This is a genomic window from Thalassospira sp. MIT1004, from assembly GCF_001858545.1.
Classification (GTDB): domain Bacteria; phylum Pseudomonadota; class Alphaproteobacteria; order Rhodospirillales; family Thalassospiraceae; genus Thalassospira; species Thalassospira xiamenensis.
Genome location: NZ_MCAO01000042.1, coordinates 409,803 through 429,405, shown reverse-complemented (window position 1 = coordinate 429,405; position 19,603 = coordinate 409,803). Strand labels below are relative to the sequence as shown.

16 protein-coding genes and 1 tRNA gene are annotated in these 19,603 nt (G+C 53.7%); 6 read left to right on the top strand and 11 right to left on the bottom strand.

The genetic code is table 11. From position 1 onward, the window contains the following. Positions 1–273 precede the first annotated feature (273 nt). Positions 274–1,929 (bottom strand): chaperonin GroEL, encoded by a 1,656-nt coding sequence (gene groL, locus BC440_RS16075; protein WP_037990063.1) that lies wholly within the window; start codon positions 1,927–1,929, stop codon positions 274–276. Positions 1,930–1,988: 59 nt separating this feature from the next. Beyond that, positions 1,989–2,276, bottom strand: coding sequence for a co-chaperone GroES (gene groES / locus BC440_RS16070; protein WP_007090384.1), 288 nt, complete (start codon positions 2,274–2,276; stop codon positions 1,989–1,991). 438 nt (positions 2,277–2,714) lie between these two features. Here groES and rfbC point away from each other — a divergent pair, with 438 nt between their 5' ends. Further along, on the top strand, positions 2,715–3,278 hold the full coding sequence (gene rfbC / locus BC440_RS16065) for a dTDP-4-dehydrorhamnose 3,5-epimerase (protein ID WP_007090385.1): 564 nt from the start codon (positions 2,715–2,717) through the stop codon (positions 3,276–3,278). Positions 3,279–3,286: 8 nt separating this feature from the next. On the opposite strand, the gene rfbA is transcribed toward rfbC, so the two are convergent. From rfbA to glmU, 5 genes are all read right to left on the bottom strand, one after another. After that, a complete protein-coding gene (gene rfbA, locus BC440_RS16060) occupies positions 3,287–4,168 on the bottom strand; it encodes a glucose-1-phosphate thymidylyltransferase RfbA (protein WP_037990059.1) in 882 nt (293 codons plus the stop codon). 3 nt (positions 4,169–4,171) lie between these two features. After that, on the bottom strand, positions 4,172–5,074 hold the full coding sequence (gene rfbD / locus BC440_RS16055; protein WP_071240525.1) for a dTDP-4-dehydrorhamnose reductase: 903 nt from the start codon (positions 5,072–5,074) through the stop codon (positions 4,172–4,174). A 2-nt stretch (positions 5,075–5,076) separates the two neighbouring features. Then, complete coding sequence (gene rfbB, locus BC440_RS16050) at positions 5,077–6,132, bottom strand: dTDP-glucose 4,6-dehydratase (protein ID WP_071240524.1); 1,056 nt, start codon at positions 6,130–6,132, stop codon at positions 5,077–5,079. A gap of 55 nt (positions 6,133–6,187) precedes the next feature. Further along, a complete protein-coding gene (gene glmS / locus BC440_RS16045) occupies positions 6,188–8,011 on the bottom strand; it encodes a glutamine--fructose-6-phosphate transaminase (isomerizing) (RefSeq protein ID WP_071240523.1) in 1,824 nt (607 codons plus the stop codon). 63 nt (positions 8,012–8,074) lie between these two features. Further along, positions 8,075–9,418: a bifunctional UDP-N-acetylglucosamine diphosphorylase/glucosamine-1-phosphate N-acetyltransferase GlmU gene (glmU, locus tag BC440_RS16040; RefSeq protein WP_071240522.1), complete on the bottom strand. Its 1,344-nt coding sequence runs from the start codon at positions 9,416–9,418 to the stop codon at positions 8,075–8,077. Positions 9,419–9,663: 245 nt separating this feature from the next. Here glmU and BC440_RS16035 point away from each other — a divergent pair, with 245 nt between their 5' ends. Beyond that, positions 9,664–10,347 carry an HAD-IA family hydrolase gene (locus tag BC440_RS16035; protein WP_071240521.1) on the top strand — a complete coding sequence of 228 codons (684 nt, stop codon included), beginning with the start codon at positions 9,664–9,666 and terminating at the stop codon, positions 10,345–10,347. 79 nt (positions 10,348–10,426) lie between these two features. Further along, a tRNA-Val gene (locus tag BC440_RS16030) sits at positions 10,427–10,503 on the top strand. A gap of 154 nt (positions 10,504–10,657) precedes the next feature. Here BC440_RS16030 and araD read toward each other — a convergent pair. The 4 genes from araD to chvE form a co-directional block, all read right to left on the bottom strand. Next, complete coding sequence (gene araD / locus BC440_RS16025; RefSeq protein ID WP_071240520.1) at positions 10,658–12,406, bottom strand: L-arabinonate dehydratase; 1,749 nt, start codon at positions 12,404–12,406, stop codon at positions 10,658–10,660. A gap of 153 nt (positions 12,407–12,559) precedes the next feature. Next, on the bottom strand, positions 12,560–13,747 hold the full coding sequence (mmsB, locus tag BC440_RS16020) for a multiple monosaccharide ABC transporter permease (RefSeq protein WP_071240519.1): 1,188 nt from the start codon (positions 13,745–13,747) through the stop codon (positions 12,560–12,562). A gap of 11 nt (positions 13,748–13,758) precedes the next feature. After that, a complete protein-coding gene (gene mmsA / locus BC440_RS16015) occupies positions 13,759–15,282 on the bottom strand; it encodes a multiple monosaccharide ABC transporter ATP-binding protein (protein ID WP_071240518.1) in 1,524 nt (507 codons plus the stop codon). A 148-nt stretch (positions 15,283–15,430) separates the two neighbouring features. Then, positions 15,431–16,510 (bottom strand): multiple monosaccharide ABC transporter substrate-binding protein, encoded by a 1,080-nt coding sequence (chvE, locus tag BC440_RS16010; protein ID WP_007090395.1) that lies wholly within the window; start codon positions 16,508–16,510, stop codon positions 15,431–15,433. A 223-nt stretch (positions 16,511–16,733) separates the two neighbouring features. Between chvE and BC440_RS16005 the strand changes: the two genes are divergently transcribed. The 3 genes from BC440_RS16005 (at position 16,734) to BC440_RS15995 (ending at position 19,596) form a co-directional block, all read left to right on the top strand. Further along, positions 16,734–17,720, top strand: coding sequence for a LysR family transcriptional regulator (locus BC440_RS16005; RefSeq protein ID WP_007090396.1), 987 nt, complete (start codon positions 16,734–16,736; stop codon positions 17,718–17,720). A 113-nt stretch (positions 17,721–17,833) separates the two neighbouring features. Beyond that, positions 17,834–18,871 (top strand): hypothetical protein, encoded by a 1,038-nt coding sequence (locus tag BC440_RS16000; protein ID WP_071240517.1) that lies wholly within the window; start codon positions 17,834–17,836, stop codon positions 18,869–18,871. Positions 18,872–19,041: 170 nt separating this feature from the next. Beyond that, positions 19,042–19,596: an AAA family ATPase gene (locus BC440_RS15995; protein ID WP_007090398.1), complete on the top strand. Its 555-nt coding sequence runs from the start codon at positions 19,042–19,044 to the stop codon at positions 19,594–19,596. The last annotated feature ends 7 nt before the right edge of the window (positions 19,597–19,603 follow it).

The following is a 19,603-nucleotide window of genomic DNA, read 5'->3' as shown; positions in this document are numbered from 1 at the left end:
ACGGTCATCGATATGCAAGGTTCCGGGGACTGATCAATGTCAAATGCCAATGTCTGCTGGCCGCCGCCGCCCAAAACATCAAGAAAATAGCCCTGGCTTTGGGCCCCAAGGGGCCAATCGCCGAGGCATAATCCCCTCGGCACACTCAAGCCAGCTTTCAAACACCTCTAAAAGAAAAACCCCGCCAAAATATGACGGGGTTTGTCAGCGGTCTGAAGGGCCTCGCAAATGCGAGACCCTTTCCGTAGCAAGAAGGTCGGTTGGTGGTAAGGCTTAGAAGCCCATACCGCCCATACCGCCCATACCACCCATGCCGCCCATGTCAGGCGCGCCACCGGAGGATTTATCTTCCGGCTTTTCAGCGATCATGCATTCGGTGGTGATCAGCAGACCTGCGACCGATGCTGCGTCCTGCAGGGCAGTACGAACAACTTTGGCCGGGTCGATGATGCCGGCTTTGACCAGGTTGGTGTATTCACCTTTCTGGGCGTCGAAGCCGAATTCAACATCGTCCTGCTCAAGCAGCTTGCCAGCGACAACTGCGCCATCAACACCTGCGTTCTGAGCGATCTGACGGACCGGAGCCTGCAGCGCGCGACGAACGATGTCGACACCGATGGTCTGGTCATGGTTTACACCTTCAAGACCGTCAAGAGCGCGGGTCGCGTACAGCAGAGCCGTACCGCCACCAGCAACGATACCTTCTTCAACAGCAGCGCGAGTTGCGTGCAGGGCATCGTCAACGCGGTCTTTGCGTTCTTTCACTTCGATTTCCGAAGCGCCACCGATTTTGATCACGGCAACACCGCCAGCGAGTTTCGCAAGACGTTCCTGCAGTTTCTCGCGGTCATAATCCGAAGTGGTTTCTTCGATCTGTGCACGGATCTGGCCAACGCGGGCTTCGATCTGGGCTTTCTCACCGGCACCATCAACGATGGTGGTTTCTTCTTTGGTGATGGTGATCGATTTCGCGGTACCGAGCATATCGAGCGTAACGCTCTCAAGCTTGATGCCAAGATCTTCTGAGACAACCTGACCACCGGTAAGGATGGCAATGTCTTCGAGCATTGCTTTGCGACGATCGCCGAAGCCCGGTGCTTTGACAGCAGCGATTTTCAGACCGCCGCGCAGCTTGTTGACGACGAGGGTCGCAAGAGCTTCGCCTTCGACGTCTTCAGCAATGATAAGAAGCGGCTTGCCCGACTGAACGGCAGCTTCCAGAAGCGGCAGCAGCGGCTGCAGCGAGGAAACTTTTTTGTCGAACAGAAGAACATACGGGTTGTCGAGTTCGGCAACCATCTTTTCCGGATTGGTTACGAAGTACGGCGACAGGTAACCACGATCAAACTGCATGCCTTCGACAACGTCGAGTTCGGTGTGCAGGCCCTTGGCTTCCTCGACGGTGATAACACCTTCGTTGCCAACTTTTTCCATGGCTTCAGCGATCATGTCGCCGACTTCACGGTCACCGTTGGCCGAAATGTTACCAACCTGTGCGATTTCGTCCTTGCCCGACACTTTACGTGCGCGGCTCTGGATGGCTTCAATTACTTTGGTCGTCGCAAGATCGATACCGCGTTTCAGGTCCATCGGGTTCATGCCTGCAGCAACGGACTTGTTGCCTTCACGAACGATTGCCTGTGCCAGAACGGTTGCGGTGGTGGTGCCGTCACCAGCCAGATCGGCGGTTTTGGAAGCCACTTCACGCAGCATCTGTGCGCCCATGTTTTCGAACTTGTCAGAAAGTTCGATTTCCTTGGCCACCGAAACACCGTCCTTGGTCACACGCGGTGCGCCAAAGGATTTTTCGATGACAACGTTACGGCCTTTCGGGCCGAGCGTCACTTTAACGGCATCAGCAAGGATGTCGACACCGCGCAGCATTTTGGCGCGGGCGTCGGTGGAGAATTTCACTTCTTTAGCAGCCATAATATTCTTTCCTCTCTATGAGACGGATGAACGTGGATTTAAGTCACCAAAAGGCTGACTTATTCCATGATGCCCATAATGTCGGACTCTTTCATGATCAGCAGCTCTTCGCCATCGACCTTGACTTCGGTGCCCGACCATTTGCCGAACAGAACCTTGTCACCAGCCTTGACGTCAAGCGCGACAAGCGAGCCGTCTTCTTTGCGAACACCGGAACCGACAGCGATGATCTCGCCTTCCTGCGGTTTTTCTTTCGCGGTATCCGGGATAATGATGCCACCGGCAGTCTTGGTGTCGGATTCGACACGACGGACCAGCACACGATCATGTAACGGACGGAACTTCATGTTAGACAACTCCGTGTTTAAGCTAAGGCTCGTTTTAAACTAAAACTAACCGGGATGAGCCCGTATTAGCACTCACCCCCGGCGAGTGCTAACAGCATGTATTGAAGCCATCGGAATTTGTCAACAGAAGAGAGCAAAAGGACGCAAAAATATCATGATTTTGGGGATTTTCTCGCACTTGCGAGAATGAAGCCGACGCGCTTCGCCCACGCGCCGCGCCACGATCATTTTCTGATGCCATGCCTATCACGCGACACCTCACATGACAAAGGGCAATATTGTGACACGATTTCCGAAATTCTTCATTCGCCAGCATAAACTCATTGGCGTTGATTTAACCAAATCCCCAACGCATCTTTATAAGTTATGCTAAGTAGGATATTCGTCTTGCAGGTCATTAGCCCGACTGGACCACTTGGGTCCCAAAATGGTGATTTTATGAAGATCGAATCTCTGGAAATTCCCGAGGTCAAACTGCTCTTCCCGAGAAAATTCGAAGACGAGCGGGGATTCTTCTCCGAAACCTATAATCAGGAGGAGTTTTCACAGGCCGGAATCACGCAGGATTTCGTTCAGGATAACCATTCCTTTTCCAAAAGCCCCGGTGTTTTGCGCGGCCTGCATTTCCAGCGCGAACCGTATGCCCAAGACAAACTCGTTCGGGTTCTGCGCGGTCGAATCCTAGACGTTGCCGTCGACATTCGTCCCAATTCGCCAACACTTGGCAAATCGGTTATTGCCGAAATCAACGCCGATGACTGGAACCAGATTTTTGTTCCGCGCGGATTTGCTCATGGTTTTCTGACGCTCGCCCCCGACACAGAAGTCGTCTACAAGGTCAGCAGGCCTTACACCCCTTCGGCCGAGCATGCTATTCTATGGAACGATCCGGATCTTGGCATCAACTGGCCGATGGATGAAAGCCAGCTGATACTGTCAGCCAAAGATACCAATGCGATGTCGTTCAAAAAGTATCTTGAAACAGTTAGAGACGAAAACTGAACTGTCGTCTACATCCGATGCAGGCTGCGCAAAACGGATATTAGATAGTCGCGATACGAGCTGGCACCAAAGGCATCAATCAGCTTTTCAAATTGCCCCTCATCAATCAGACCTGTGCGTAATGCTATTTCTTCGGGACAAGCAATTTTAAGGCTTTGCCGCTTTTCTACTGTTTCAACAAAGTTTGCGGCATCAAGCATCGCACCATGGGTTCCAGTATCAAGCCAGGCATATCCGCGCCCCATCTTTTCCACATGCAACTGCCCGCGTTCCAGATACGCATTGTTGACATCGGTAATTTCAAGCTCGCCACGCGCCGATGGTTTTATGGATCTTGCGATTTCAACGACCTGCGCGTCATAGAAATACATCCCGGTCACGGCATAATTCGATTTCGGCTCTTTCGGCTTTTCTTCAATTCCCTTTGCCATTCCCTTGTTATCGAATTCGACGACACCGTAACGTTCAGGGTCCTGCACATAATAGGCAAAAACCGTTGCGCCGGTGGTCTGCTTCATCGCGTTGACCAGAAGCTCGGTCAGGCCATGCCCGAAAAATATGTTATCCCCCAGAACCAGACAGCACGGGTCATCGCCGATAAATGCAGCCCCAACCCGAAACGCATCGGCAAGACCGCGGGGCTCTTCCTGAACTGCATATTCGATCTGAAGCCCCCACCTCTGACCATCACCCAACAGCTCACGAAATAACGGTAAATCGCGCGGCGTACTGATCAAAAGGATTTCCCTGATCCCGGCCAACATCAATGTCGTCAGCGGGTAATAGACCATTGGCTTGTCGTAAACCGGCAACAGCTGCTTTGACACAACCATTGTCGACGGATGCAACCGCGATCCGGTTCCGCCCGCAAGAATGATGCCTTTACGCATTTTCTATCTGCCCGCTTCAAGGTTGTTCAAACATGTCGGAAGGCTTTCCGAAATATCAGGCAGCCCATAACCGAAAGTATCGGTAAATTTCTGTGTCGACATTATGGAATAGGCTGGACGCTTGGCAATCGTTGGAAAGGCATCCGAGTTTACCGGATCGATCCTGCAATTTTTCCCAGTCCAATTTGCCCCAAACTGCGCAATCGCTGCATCCTGAATACGTTTGGCGAAATCAAACCACGTCATCTGATTATCGGAAACAAGATGGTATGTCCCAAACCCGTTAAAGTTCAGATCAAGTATCACCGGTAATAATCGCAAGGTCGCATTCGCCAGATCAATTGCCGATGTCGGACATCCATGCTGATCATTCACAATCGTCAGAACATCACGTTGCGCCATTAATCCCAGCATCGTTTTCACGAAATTCTTGCCAAACGGACTGTAAACCCAGGCTGTGCGCAAAATAAGGTGGCGCTTAGCCACAGCCCTCACCGCGCATTCGCCTGCCAGTTTGCTGGCACCGTAAACGCCAAGTGGCGCGACCGGATCATCTTCGCAGTATGGGCGCTGTGACGCGCCATCAAAAACATAATCGGTTGAAAAATGGATCAGCGGAATATCAAGATCGTCGGCAGCCCGGGCCATCATATCAACAGCATCGCAGTTGATATGATAGGCGTTCTCACGATCATTTTCGGCAAGATCAACAGCCGTATAAGCAGCAGCATTGATGATCACATGCGGTTGATTGTCCCGAATGGCCGAAGCAATTGTCGACAGATCAGATAAATCACACTTGCTTCGATCCAAGAGTGTCAAACGGACTTTCGGAAAAGCCGCGCCACATAGCGCCAGACTTCTTCCCAATTGGCCGTTTGCGCCAAAGACAAGTGCATTAATCATCACTATTTCACCGTTCCGAGCCGCTCACCTGCATATTTATCTTTCAGGATGGGCTCCCACCACGCCCGATTTGCCAGATACCATTTCACTGTCTGCTCCAGACCGCTTTCAAAGCTGTGTTTTGGTTCCCAGCCAAGCTCGTCGCGTGTCTTGGATGGATCAATCGCATACCGCCAGTCATGCCCCGGGCGGTCGGTCACGAACCGAACCTGCGCCTCAAAGTCACCTGTCACAGCATCGGGCTGAAACCGCGACACAACATCAAATATGCTGCGCACGACATCAATATTTGCAACTTCGTTGCAACCACCGACATTGTATTTCTCGCCAATTCGTCCCTCGGTCAAAATGGTAAAAAGCGCGTCTGCATGGTCTTCAACATGAAGCCAGTCCCGCGTGTTTTTGCCATCGCCATAAACCGGCAACGCCTTGCCATGCAAGATATTCAGGATCATCAGGGGGATCAGCTTCTCGGGGAATTGATAGGGCCCGTAATTGTTCGAACAATTGCTGATAATCACCGGCAACCCATACGTATGATGCCAGGCGCGCACCAGGTGATCCGATCCCGCCTTGCTTGCAGAATATGGCGAATTGGGCGCATAGGGGGTTTCTTCTGTAAAAAGCCCCTCGTCCCCAAGCGAACCATACACCTCGTCAGTCGAAATATGATGAAACCGGAAAGTCGACCGTCGTTCAGCAGACAAGCCGTTGAAATAATCACGTGCTGCTTCCAGCAGGGTGAATGTACCAACAAGATTCGTCTGAATAAATTCAGACGGCCCGTCAATCGAACGGTCTACGTGGCTTTCTGCCGCCAGATGCATCACAGCATCGGGTTGAAAATCTTCAAAGACCCGGTCAAGTTCCGCCCGATTGCAGATATCCTGTTTTACGAAACAATAGTTGGGTAGCGAAGAAACACTTTCAACAGTGCGCAAATCAGACGCATAGGTCAGCTTATCAAGGTTGAGAACCTCGATCTTTTTCTGCCCGGCCAAAAGTCGGCAGACCGCCGACCCGATAAACCCTGCACCACCTGTCACAATGACTTTCATAGGCCCCGCCCGTTTATCCAACTACCTGTGCAACCTGTCGCCTGAAATATCGACCTTATTCCACCGTAACCGATTTGGCGAGGTTACGGGGCTGATCGACATCCGTACCCTTATGGACCGCCACATGATAGGCCAGCATCTGAACCGGAATAGTATACAGGATTGGCGCAACAAAATCGGCAACCTTTGGCAGCTCTACCGTGGCCGATGCCATCTCGCCAAGCTTCGCAAGTCCCTCTGCATCAGACAGGAAAATTACCCGTCCGCCTCGTGCGGCCGCTTCCTGCATGTTCGATGCGGTTTTTTCAAAAAGTTCGTCGGACGGTGCAATCACGATGATCGGAACCGACTGATCAATCAGGGCAATCGGGCCGTGCTTCATCTCGCCCGCCGCATAGCCTTCGGCGTGGATATAGGAAATTTCCTTAAGCTTTAGCGCCCCTTCCATCGCAATCGGATAGCCAAGGCCGCGGCCGATATAAAGCACATCGCGCGCATCAGCGATATTGATCGCAAGTTCACGGATTTCATCGTCATGATGAAGGACTTCGGCCGCATGTTTTGGCACTTCGGTCAGCGCGTTGACGATGGCGGCTTCCTCGTCCTTGGCAAGAGTGCCGTTATCGCGCCCGATCGTCACAGCAAGACAGGCCAGAACAGTCAATTGCGTGGTAAAGGCCTTGGTCGATGCGACCCCGATTTCCGGCCCGGCATAGGTCAGCAAGACCACATCGCTTTCGCGTGCAATCGTGCTTTCGGCAACATTGACGATGGAAACAATTTTCTGCCCCTTTGACTTCGCATAACGAAGGGCAGCCAAGGTATCAAGCGTCTCGCCGGATTGCGAAAGAAATAGCGCCACGCCCCCTTTTGGAAGCGGCGGGCACCGATAGCGGAATTCAGACGCGATATCGACATCAACGCCAAGCCCGGCATAGCGTTCGATCCAGTGCTTTGCCACCATTCCGGCATAGAAGGACGTGCCGCACGCCACAATCGTCAACCGGCTGACATCGTTAAACGAAAACGGCATATCGGGCAGCTTGATCGTCCGCGTCGCCGGATTGATGAAGGCATGCAACGTGTCGCCAATCACGGCTGGCTGTTCGAAAATTTCCTTCTGCATGAAATGGTTATAGTTACCCTTGCCCATCATGGCTCCGGAAACAGCCGAAAGCTTTGTTTCACGGGTAACGTCATTGTCATGCTCGTCACGGACCTGAACACCATCGCGGGTCACTTCGACCCAATCACCTTCTTCAAGGTAAATCAGCCTGTTGGTCAGATGCGACAGTGCCATCGCGTCCGAGCCAAGATACATCTCGCCCTCACCCAAACCAACCGCAAGCGGCGTGCCACGGCGCGCGCCAAAAATCACGTCATGCTGCCCAGCAATCATGATTACCAGCGCAAAGGCACCCTCAATCCGATGTAATGTGGCGGCGACTGCGTCACGCGGGGTTTTGCCCTGATCAAGGAAGTCGGAAACCAGATGCACAATCACTTCAGTGTCGGTATCAGTGGCAAAAGCCCGGCCCTTGCCGGAAAGCTCAGCCTTGATTTCCTGATAATTTTCGATGATGCCGTTATGCACCACGGCAACCTTGCCATCGGTATGCGGATGGGCATTGTTTTCGGTCGGCACACCGTGGGTCGCCCAGCGGGTGTGACCAATGCCGACATCCCCCGCCAGCGGCATTTCCGCAAGACGGTTGGCAAGGTTGATCAGCTTGCCTTCGGCCCGGCGGCGATCGATATGACCATTCACAAGGGTTGCAATCCCGGCACTGTCATAGCCCCGATATTCAAGCCGTTTAAGCCCCTCAAGAATACGGTCGCTGACGCTGTCCTTGCCGATAATGCCGATAATACCGCACATAGTGTTGTCTTCCCCGTCGAAATTTTGCCCATCGCGCACGCAAATGCCGCGCGTTAATTGCCATTACTTACCCAAAAGGGCCTTCATCTTCTCGCGAAATACCCGCGCCCAGCCCGGTTTATCAAGCCGTTGCGCCCGCTCTATCACCAGGGCATCGGCTTCGACCGTTCCGGTAATCGTGCTGCCCGCACCAATAATGGCACCATCCCCGATGGATACGGGGGCGACCAGTGCCGAATTGGAACCGATAAATGCACCTGCCCCGATATCAGTATGCTGTTTGCGGTATCCGTCGTAATTGCATGTGATGGTTCCGGCACCGATATTGGCCTTTGCCCCGACACGGGCATCTCCGATATAGCTGAGGTGATTGACCTTCGCCCCGGCTTCAACAACAGCCTTTTTGATCTCGACAAAATTTCCAACCCTGGCACCGGCACCAATTTCCGCGCCCGGTCGCAAACGTGCATAGGGCCCGATATCGGCTTTGTCGCCCACCACACAGCTTTCAAGATGGCTGAAGGCCTTGATGGTCACATCATCGCCAACCGTAACACCAGGACCCAAAAACACATTCGGCTCGATAACAACATCCCGGCCCAATATGGTGTCGCTGGCCAGATAGACCGAACCCGGATCAATCAGGGTCGCACCATTCACCATTGCCGCCTCGCGCAGGCGTGACTGCATAATGGCTTCGGCCACGGCAAGCTGGCTTCTGGAATTCACACCAAGCGTTTCTTCCTCAGCGACCTCAACAGCAACGCAACTATTGCCGTTAGCACGCGCCACCTCGACCGCATCGGTCAGGTAATATTCGCCCTTGGCATTGGCATTTCCAATCGCTTCAAGGGTTTCAATCATGCTTTCAGCACGGAAGCACATCACACCGGAATTGCAAAAATTGATCGCACGTTGCGTTTCGTCACATTCCTTGTCTTCAACAATCGCCAGCAACTCACCATTTGCCGGATCGGTCACAAGGCGGCCATAACCGGTCGGGTCTTCAGGGCGAAATCCCAAAACCGCAACCGCGTGATCGCCATGCTCGCGCGCCGCGACAAGGCGTGAGAGGGTTTCGGTAGTAAAAAGCGGACTGTCGGCATAAAGCACAAGCACATTGCCCGTAAGGCCACGAAGGGCCTCTTTGGCGGCAAGAACCGCATGTGCGGTTCCAAGTCGATCAGTTTGTTCAAATGTCGAATGCGGGGAGACGGCCTCAATCAGCTTGGGCATATCCGGCCCGACAACAACCATGGTTTTGGTTGCGTTCAGATGGGCCGCCGTATCAATCACATGATTGACCATCGGTTTGCCTGCTATCTTGTGCATGACCTTGGGGATCGCGCTTTTCATTCGCGTTCCCATACCCGCAGCCAGAACCACCACACTTAATTCACGCGACATGCTTTAACCCTGTTGTGCCATGCGTTACACGGCGTCCCCTTTGTTTTCGATCCGGTCACGATATGCCGGTCCGAACCTGTCACAGCCGATTTGAAGCAACTCCTAACCTATAATCCCCAAAGGCAAAAGCCCCGAAAGAATCACGTTTTGTTACTTCGTGTTAGCAGATGTTACCGTTTGTTAATGACACCAGTTCGGTTAAGGTCCGATAAATCGATATTCGTTTTCAAAGGCAGCATCGCAAAATGGCAAAATTCATCCTGTTCGATCTTGACGGCACCCTGATTGACGGGGTGGATGATCTGCTGTTTGCGATGAACGAAACCCTCGCCGCCCAAGACCTTGCGCCACTTGCCCGTCCCGAACTGGAAGCCATGCTGGGCGATGGCACCAAAATGCTGACCAAACGGGCGTTTGATGCGCGCGGTGTCACGATTGATGGTCAACAGCTCGATGACTGCGAAGGCGATTTCACCACACGTTATATCGACACCGACTATGCCCATACCCGCCTGTTTGAAAATGCCGAAGCAACCCTTCGCGATCTGGCATCAGATGGCTGGATCATTGGTCTGGCATCAAACAAACCGACCGCACCCTGCAAACGCATCCTTGAACGGCTGGGTGTCTTCGATCTGTTTGCCGTGATTGTCGGCGGCGATGCAACGCACGTTAAAAAGCCCGACGGCGCTCATTTGGCATTCGCCCTTGATCAAGCCGGATATGACCGGGCACGCGGCGATATCGCGATCATGGTTGGTGATCATGCCAATGATGTGAATGCCGCACGCAATTTCGGCATTCCGGCCATTGCGGTGGCCTTTGAAGTCGATGATACACGTGCAAAAAATCTCGCCGCGGATGGGGTTGTCACTGCATTTGAAAACCTGCCCGAAGAGATCGGAAAAATCGTCAAACAGGCTGCTTGACACCCCCTGATCACCCCCTTATAACCCCGCGCTACCGACGGAGAACAAGCTGCCCAATCGGGCCGCGATTTCCGTTTTCGGGCGTATAGCTCAGTTGGTTAGAGCGTTCCCTTCACACGGGAGAGGTCACAAGTTCGAATCTTGTTACGCCCACCATTTTTTCCATAAAACTTAAATCGTCATACCGTTCCCTGAACAGGGAAGCAGGCTGCATTTTCCTCTATGGGGAATAAAAAAACCGGTCAGCAATTTCCTGCCGACCGGTCGGGAGTGCGCAATCAACGCTATCGCGTCTTGCGGGAGCTTTGGCCTAATGGCTGTCTTTCGGGATCGCCTTGCCGCGATGACCGACGAGGAAGTCGAAATCGGCCCCCTTGTCCGCGCCAATGACGCTTTTGTAATACAGCGATGCATAACCGCTTTCCGGTACCGGCACCGTCGATTTCCAATTATCAAGGCGCTTCTTAAGCTCCTCGTCACTGATATCGAGGTGCAGTTTGCGGTTTGGCACATCCAGTTCAATCATGTCGCCATTCTGCACCACCGCCAACGGGCCGCCAGCAGCGGCTTCAGGGGATGTATGCAGAACCACCGTGCCATATGCCGTGCCGCTCATACGGGCATCGGAAATACGCACCATGTCGGTAATGCCCTTGCGTAGCACCTTGGGCGGCAAGCCCATATTGCCGACCTCGGCCATACCCGGATAGCCTTTCGGCCCGCAGTTTTTCAGAACCATGATGCAGTTTTCATCGATATCAAGGCTTTCGTCATAGATCTTGGCCTTGTAATCATCAATGTCCTCAAACACCACGGCACGACCACGATGGGTGAGCAAGGAAGCTGTTGCCGCCGACGGCTTCAACACCGCACCATTGGGCGCAAGGTTGCCTTTGACAACCGCGATGCCACCGCTTTGGGTCAGGGCCTTTTCGAACGGGCGAATGACATCGTCATTCCAGTTCTGAACATCCTTGACCTGCTCCCACATGGTGTCGCCCGAAACGGTCAAAGCATCATTATGCAGCTTGCCCGCCTCACCCAGTGCCTTGATGACCACCGGTAAACCACCGGCATAGAAGAATTCCTCCATCAGGTATTTGCCCGATGGCTGCAGATTCACAATCGTCGGAATATCACGACCCAGACGGTCCCAATCATCAAGTGTCAGGTCGATGCCAACACGACCGGCAATGGCGAGCAAATGGATCACGGCATTGGTCGAACCACCAATCGCCCCATTGACCCGGATCGCATTTTCAAACGCTTCCTTGGTCATGACGTCGGATGGTTTCAGGTCGTCCTTGACCATCTGCACGATCCGGCGGCCGGTCACATGCGCCATCACGCGACGACGGCTATCCACGGCCGGAATCGCCGCATTTCCCGAAAGCGCCATGCCCAGTGCTTCCGCCATGCTGGCCATGGTGGATGCGGTGCCCATCGTATTGCATGAACCGGGCGAACGCGACATGGCGATTTCGGCTTCAAGGAAGTCCTCGGTGCTGATCTTGCCGGCCTTGCGGTCTTCGGAAAGCTGCCAAAGCGACGTGCCCGAACCGATATCCTGACCGCGCCATTTACCGTTCAGCATCGGCCCGCCGGTGACCACAATCGCCGGGATATCAACACTTGCAGCCCCCATCAAAAGGGCTGGGGTGGTTTTATCGCAGCCCACCATCAGAACCACACCGTCAAGCGGCGTTCCGCGCAGCGCTTCCTCGACATCCATCGCGCACAAATTACGGAACATCATGGCGGTCGGGCGCAATGTGCTCTCGCCCGGCGAGAAAACCGGGAATTCAAGCGGTAAACCACCAGCTTCGTAAATACCGTGTTTGACGCGTTCCGCCAGATCGCGCAAATGCGCGTTGCAGGGCGTCAACTGCGACCAGGTATTGCAAATCCCGATCACCGGACGACCGTCAAACAGGTCCGATGGCAGGCCCTGGTTCTTCATCCAGCTGCGGTGATAGATATTGTCCTTGCTGGTTCCGCCGAACCAGCCTTCCTGCGAACGCAGGACGCGGGGCCATGCTGCCGGTTTGAACTTCGTCATGCCCGTTCTCCTTTATGAGTTTTTATCGAGACGGGTCCGATTCCATATGGATGTGGCATTCCATATGGGGGACTTTGAACGGCATGGCTTTGCAATTGCTTTATCCAAGCAACTGATCCTGTCAGAACCGTGCCGTTCCTCGTCTGCATGTTGTTACGCTTTGTTCTTGTTATAGACATCAAAGATCACAGCCGCGAGCAGCACCAGACCCTTGATGACCTGCTGCCAGTCGATACCGACACCAATGATCGACATGCCGTTATTCATGACCCCCATGATCAACGCGCCAACCACCGCACCGATCACCTTGCCAACCCCGCCCGACATCGATGCGCCACCGATAAACACGGCCGCAATCACATCAAGCTCGAATGCAAGACCGGCTTTCGGGGTTGCCGTATTCAAACGCGCGGCAAACACCAGACCGGCGAGCGCGGCCAGCATGCCCATATTGGCAAAGGTCAGGAAGGTCAGGCGTTTAGTATTGATGCCCGAAAGCTTGGCGGCTTTTTCATTCCCGCCCAGCGCATAGATACGGCGCCCAAGCGTTGTGCTGTTGGTGATGAAGGTGAATATCGCAATCAGAAGCGCCATCACGATCAAAACGTTCGGCAACCCGCGATAGGTCGACAGAAGATAGGTGACATACAGGATCGCAAGACCGGCAATCGCATGTTTGGCCGCAAAGAACGCTATCGGTTCTTCAACCTCGGCGAACTTCGCCTGCTTGGCGCGTGCCCGCAGACCAAGGACCGGCAGAATCACCGCAATTGCAACGCCCAGAACCATCGAAAAGATGTTAAAGCGGCCTTCGATCAAACCGGCAAAGAAATCCGGCAGAAAGCCCGAAGACATCGCCTGGAAGCTGTCAGGGAACGGACCAACCGATGCCCCACCCAGAAGCGCCAGCGTCAAACCTTTAAACACCAGCATACCGGCCAGCGTCACGATAAAGGACGGAATGCGCCAATAGGCAACCCAGTATCCTTGGGCGGCACCGATAATCGCACCGACGATCAGACAGGCCGGGATCACAATAATCGTCGGCAAATCCCAATGGACAATCATCACCGCGGCGAGCGCACCGATAAAGCCGACGACCGATCCAACCGAAAGGTCGATATGACCGCCGACAATCACCAGCAGCATGCCCACTGCCATGATGATAATATAGCTGTTCTGAAGGAACAGGTTGGTCAGGTTGACCGGTTTAAGCATCACGCCATCGGTCATCACCTGGAAGAAGGCCAGAATCGCGATCAGCGCGACCACCATGCCATATTCGCGCATATGCGTGCGCAGGTAATAACCCATCGATTTGCTGCTAGAAGTATCCGTCATTGTCTGCTTCCTTACGCTTTCAGGATCATGCGCATGATTTTTTCCTGATCGGCATCATTTGCCGCCAGTTGCCCTTTGATCTCACCCTCGTTCATCACATAGATGCGATCGCACATGCCCAGAAGCTCCGGCATCTCCGACGAGATCATGATGACCCCCTTACCATCGGCTGCCAGCTGGTTGATAATCGTATAAATCTCGTATTTCGCACCAACATCAATGCCACGCGTCGGTTCGTCCAGAATAAGGACCTCCGGCCCGGCAAACAGCCATTTCGCCAAAACGACTTTCTGCTGGTTACCCCCCGAAAGATTGACAGCCTTCTGTCCGACATTCGGGGTGCGGATATTGATTTTGCTGCGATATTCTTCGGCCACCTGACGTTCGGCCCCTTCATTGATGACGCCGTGTTCGGCAACACCGTCAAGATTGGCCAATGTGATATTGGTCGTGATGCTTTCTTCAAGCACCAGCCCCATTTCCTTGCGATCCTCTGTCACATAGGCAAGACCCGATGCAATCGCCTTTTCAACGGTCGACACATCGGCAGGTTTGCCATTAATCAGGACCTCGCCGCTGATATCCGCGCCATAGGCACGGCCAAAGATGCTCATGGCAAGTTCGGTACGCCCGGCCCCCATCAGACCGGCAATCCCGACAACCTCGCCTGCCGCCACATCGATACTGACATTTTTGACGACCTTGCGTTCGGGATGGAGCGGATGGGTCACATTCCAGTTGCGCACTTCCATCAGCTTGGTCGTGCCGATATTAGGTGTGCGATCCGGATAACGATGCGCCATATCGCGCCCGACCATATCCTTGACGATATCGTCTTCGGTAATTTTGCCGCCACGCGCATCAAGTGTCGAAATCGCCTTGCCATCGCGAATAACCGTGATGCGGTCAGCCACGCGATTGATTTCGTTCAGCTTGTGCGAAATCAGGATCGATGTGATCCCCTGCGCCTTGAATTCAAGCAACAGGTCCAGAAGTTTCTGGCTGTCATTTTCCTGCAAACTTGCCGTCGGCTCGTCAAGGATCAGAAGCTTGACCTTTTTCGAAAGCGCCTTGGCAATTTCAACAAGCTGCTGCTTGCCGACACCGATATTGGTGATCAGTTCGCTGGGTGTTTCGCGAAGCCCGACTTTTTTCAAAAGCTCGCTCGTGCGTGCAAAGGTCGCGGGCCAGTTAATCACACCGTTTTCGCAAATCTCGTTGCCCAGAAAGATGTTCTCGGCAATCGACAGCAATGGCACAAGAGCCAGTTCCTGATGAATGATGATAATGCCGCGTTCTTCGCTGTCGCGGATATCCTTGAATTCCTGCACATCCCCGCCATAAAGGATGTCACCTTCATAGGTGCCAATCGGGTAAACGCCGCTCAATACTTTCATCAGGGTCGATTTACCGGCCCCGTTTTCGCCGCAAAGGGCGTGGATTTCACCACGTTCCACTTTCAGGCTGACATCGTCCAGCGCCTTCACCCCCGGAAAGGTTTTGGTGATATTGCGCATTTCCAGGATGGTATCCATCCGGTCCTCCCACTGCCGATGTTTTCACAACGGCGCTATTCTCGCTCGCAGTCTTGTTTGACTGTTACCGTCAGTTTCAGACAGCACAGAAAAAGGCGGGCCAGCATTTCAGAGCGAGCCCGCCCTCTGTCACATTCAGATCAACGGATTACTGGACTTCGTCCTTGGTGTAGTAACCCGAACCCACCAGGATTTCTTCCCAGTTGGATTTATCAACCATAACCGGCTCCAGCAGGTAGGAAGGAACAACCTTCACACCGTTGTCATAGGTTTTGGTATCGTTGATGGTCGGCTTTTTACCGGCAAGAACACTGTCGACCATCGAAACGGTGACGCGTGCAAGTTCACGGGTATCCTTGAAGATCGTGGAATACTGTTCACCAGCAAGGATCGATTTGACCGACGGCAGTTCGGCGTCCTGACCGCTAACAACCGGCATTTTCATGTCGCCGGAACCATAGCCAACGCCTTTAAGCGACGACAGTATGCCGATCGAAAGACCATCATAGGGCGACAGAACGCCATCAACCTGATCGTCGGTGTAATAAGCCGACAGCAGGTTATCCATACGTGCCTGTGCAACCGCGCCATCCCAGCGAAGGGTACCAACCTTGTCCATGCCCATCTGGCCAGATTTGACAACAACCGTGCCTTCATCAATCAGCGGCTGCAGAACGGACATCGCACCGTTATAGAAGAAATAGGCGTTGTTATCATCCGGCGAACCACCGAACAGTTCAACATTATAGGGCGGCTCACCAGCCGCGGTCAGACCTTCAACCAGCGAGGTTGCCTGCTGAACGCCGACTTTGAAGTTATCGAAGGTCGAATAGTAATCAACATTGGCGGTGTCACGGATCAGGCGGTCATAGGCGAACACCTGAATACCGGCTGCCTTGGCATTTTCCAGCGCGTTCGAAAGCGTGGTGCCGTCGATTGCCGCGATCACAAGAACATCAACGCCTTTGACGATCATGTTTTCAATCTGGGAAAGCTGGTTGGGAATATCGTCTTCTGCATATTGCAGATCGGTTTTGTAACCGGCGTCTTCGAACTGCTTGACCATGGACTCGCCGTCCGAAATCCAGCGTGCCGAGGATTTGGTGGGCATCGCGATCCCGACATATCCTTTTTCATCGGCATGTGCATAGCTGCCGGAAATCATCGGGCTCATCATTGCGGCCGCGCCAAAGGCGACCCCTGCCATTACGGCACTGAGACGTTTCATATCTTTCCTCCCTAAAAGACACGGCCTTTACAGCCTTTTGCCCGACTTTCCAGGCAAAGCTGCCTGTATGTGCCGCGTCTTTGTTTTCGCTTGATAATGCATCCCGTTTTCCCGCGAGATGCGGCGCCATTATTCCGGGGCCAGACATAACAATCAAATAAGTATTTTCGAAACTTGCATATCAATAATGATATATTAAACTCGCCGGGAACGGAGGATCCCCATGACTGAGCCCGCAAAAACATTACCGCTGAGTTCCGCAAAATCCCTGTTGTTTCGATCCGGCAATCTGTTTCAGCGCGGCCTGAAGCTTAGCCATCTGCGCATGATTGTCGCGATGGAAGAAACCGGGCAGATCAGCCAGGCCGCCGCCATGCTGCAAACATCGCAGCCCGCAGCATCACGTCTGTTATCAGAAATGGAAACCATTCTTGAAGCCCGGCTTTGTGTGCGCGGATCGCGCGGCATTGAAATGACCAATGCTGGACGCGCACTGGCGAGGCGCGCGCGCAGCATGCTGATTGAAATCCGCGAAGCCGAACGCGAGATCGAGGATATCAAGCATGGCGGCGGCACGGTTTTCATCGGCGCTGTGACCGCAGCAGCAGTTGATCTTGTCGTGCCGGCCATCCGCACGGTGCAGTCGATCAACGCCCTGCTTGAAGCACATGTGTCGGTCGGACCATCGCATCTGCTGATCAAGGATCTGCTGGCGGGGGATCATGATTTTGTCATCGGCCGCGTCCCCGAAGATATGGACCCTCGCCAATTCAACATCCGCGAAATCCGAAGCGAGAAAATCCGCCTGATGGTTCGCGCCGGGCATCCTTTGCTTGCGGAAAACAAGCCTGTTTCACTGGCCCGTCTTGCCAAATTCGAATGGCTATTACCGCCACCAGGCAACCTGATGCGCCGCACCATCGAAGACGTGTTTATCTCGCGCCATCTGCCGCTGCCGCATTCCAGTCTGAATTCCGCGTCACTGCTGGTTACCCTTGCCACCCTGTCGGGCACGGATGCCATCGCACCGATGGCGGAGGAGGTCACATCGCTTTTAAGCATCGGGGGCATGATTGCCGAACTGCCGTTTGACGGAACGATTGAAATCAAACCCTACAGCCTGATTACAGCGCGCGGACACCGCCTGTCACCATCCGCGCAGCTGGTTTCTGACCATATTCTTGCCCGTATCGAAAAGCCCGATGCCTGATTTCATGCCGGGGCCTGTCCTCTACCAAAAGCGAGTGGCGCGATGGCATGTCTTTCGCATAAAGTTCCGCACAAGATTTCAACACAAAGACCAAACATTCCGCCGGACAGATAATGCAATCAGCAACACTTGCCTTTTTGACACTGGGCTTGACCCATTTTGCCTTTGCCAGCACGGCACAGCAAAATCCTGTCGCGATGCCGGAAACCGATCCCTATGTTCTGTTTGATCTGCGCGATAATTTCGTCTGGAACCTGACGCATTATCAGATCCTTGATCCCGACGAGACAATGGTGGAAACCCTGATCACAGAAGCAGATCAGGGTCAGATGGTTTTTGACATGGTCCTGCGCGATACGGTCCCGCCCTATTGCGAATTGCGGTTTGATCCGACGATTTGCGATGATCGTGGCTCCCCGGTCAACTGGTTCAGCGACCTGCCCCAGACCATCTGCATGGATATCCCGGCCAACGTTTCATTCAGCCATGCCGAACAGCTCAAGGGCGCAAAGTTCCTGTGCCTTGAACCACGCGAAAAGCTGTTGCTGCCCGAAAGCTGGCAAAACCAGCAGACCGGTGCTCAGACCTATTTGTCGCAACGCATCGAACCTGGTGCGGTCACCGTACGCGATGATATCGCCACCATTGATATCCTTGTACTTGATGCCATAAACACCCCGCTTGCGACCCTGTCGCCCGAAGGATATGGCGATGCCAAAATCGGCATGACCGAGGATCAGGTCCGTACAGCCATGGTCGAGCCCATGACATCAACCCGCGACGGGACCGAAAATAACGCCTGTTATCACCTGCAATCGGCAGGCGGCCCGACCGGGCTTGGCTTTATGATGCTTGATGAAAAGCTAGCCCGGGTTTCGGTTTATGCCGATGAATATGATATCGCCACCAGCCTGATCCGCACCGGCCATAATATTCAGGTTGGCGATACCATTGATGATGTCCGTGCGGCCTATGGCGATAACCTGATCGATGAAGAACACGAATATGAAGGCCCAGATGGCCGTTACCTGACCTGGTGGGCAAATGATGCCAAAACATCGGGCATCCGCTTTGAAACCGGGCCGGATGGCGCGGTAACCGCCATGCATGCGGGCACCGGTTCGATCACGCTGCTTGAAAGCTGCTATTAAAGCAGATCCCATCGGGCAATCTCTGTATTGACAGTCTTTGCGGTGCGGATTAATGCCCTGCCTCCCCATGCCTTTCGGGCGTCCTGCCCCAAAGGCCCAAACAATCATTTTTACGCCATCAGCTTGCCGCAAAGCGCTTTCATATCGTGCGCCTTGTGCAGGGAATACGAATGCAATCGCCTTATCCATCCAATCTTGTTGTCATCACCGGCGGGCCCGGTGCCGGCAAAACCACATTGATCAATTATCTTCATGAACGCGGCTATGAAATAAGCCGCGAAGTCGCGCGCGCCGTGATCGAAGAACAGCAGGAACGCGGCGGCAATGCCCTGCCCTGGGGCGATAATGAAGCCTATGCCGGGTTGATGACGCGCGGCTCGATCCGCGCATGGCAACACGGCATGGGTCAGGACCCGCAAACCGTGTTCTTTGATCGTGGCCTTCCCGATACGCTGGCCCATCGGGAACTTTCCGGCCTACCCGATGACCCCGGCCTTAAACGCGCCATTGAAACCTATCGCTATCGCAAAACGGTTTTCATCCTGCCGCCATGGTCGGAAATCTACAAAACCGACAGCGCGCGAACACAAAGCTTCGCGGACGCCGTCAGAACATATGTCGTTCTGTATCGCACCTATCTGCAATGCGGTTACGAGCCGATTGAAATCCGCAAAGGCCCGGTCGAACAGCGCGCCGCCCAGATACTTGCCCGCCTGAAACTGTAATCCGACT